Source organism: Mesorhizobium sp. M0119 (assembly GCF_040322615.1).
In the GTDB taxonomy this organism is placed as follows: Bacteria; Pseudomonadota; Alphaproteobacteria; order Rhizobiales; family Rhizobiaceae; genus Mesorhizobium.
Map to the genome: position 1 here is coordinate 1 of NZ_JAMYTU010000103.1, position 1,175 is coordinate 1,175.

The 1,175-nt window shown below is 60.3% G+C and carries 1 protein-coding gene; it reads left to right on the plus strand.

The features are described from left to right. Positions 1 to 258: 258 nt before the first annotated feature. Positions 259 to 1,175 (plus strand): ABC transporter substrate-binding protein (locus NKJ40_RS31745; protein WP_352469385.1); only part of this gene is annotated, 917 nt, incomplete at its 3' end.

The following is a 1,175-nucleotide window of genomic DNA, read 5'->3' on the forward strand; positions in this document are numbered from 1 at the left end:
CAGCGAGGTGCTGGCGGGACGTTTGGCGTAGTAAGTTTTGCGCTCGCAACCTGCGCAAATTGGGCGTACGTTGGCATATCGTCGGTTGCTAATTCATGACCCGGCGACTGAGAGCGCAAGACTCCCGCAGCGGACTGGGCGCGCTAGAATCCACAACTACTCGTCGCGCCCACGAGACCATCTGCCTCTGCCGAAACCTCTTTTGCTCGGTTCGGGCCAGAATTGCCTTTTTGCAGTTCGGAAGAGCGGAGCGTTCCGATGCAGATCATGCAAACCCGCCGCCGATTCCTGGCCGGCGCTGCAATGACTGGCGCTGCCGGTATCGTCGGTTTTCCCGAGTCACTCCACGCGGAACCGCCGCTGGAAACGACCACGGTTCGTCTTCCGCGGTGGGTTGGTGGTTCCTACTGCTGGGCAGGCGCGTACATCGCTGGAGAACTGATGCGCGCAGATGGCTTCACCGACGTTCGCTACGTAGAAGCCGACAGAAGCGTCGACCAATCGGAATGGATCGCACGCGGTGACACCGATTTCTCTGTGAACTTTCCGCCGAATCAGATCGCGTCGATCGATGCCGGCGTGCCGATCAAGGTGCTGACCGGGTTGCACTCGGGATGCCTCGAACTGATCGCCAAGGAGAGCATCCGCAGCGTCGCGGATCTGCGTGGCAAGAGGGTGGGCGTGGATGGTTTCAATAACTCGCGACATGTGTGGCTGACTCTCATGTCCGCTTATGTCGGGCTCGATCCCGTGAACGATATCCAATGGGTCCTGACTGAAGACGCCACCCCGACGGAGCTCTTCGTCCAAGGAAAGATCGATGCATTCCTCGGCACGCCGCCCCAGCCGCAGGAGCTGCGCGCCAAGAAGATCGGCCACACGATCCTCAACAATGCCGTCGACCGCCCATGGTCACAGTATTTCTGCTGCATGATCTCCGCGACGACGGACTACGTGACCAGGCACCCGGTAGCGACCAAACGGGTCTTGCGATCCATCCTTAAGGCTGCCGACCTCTGCGCGTCGGATCCGCAGTGGGTGGCCCGGCAGATGGTCCATCGCGATTTCGTCCCGTCGTATGATTACGCGCAGCAAACGCTAAGGGATATCCGGTACGACCGCTGGCGAGACTTCGATCCCGAAGACTCCCTGCGGTTCTACACACTGCGCATGCA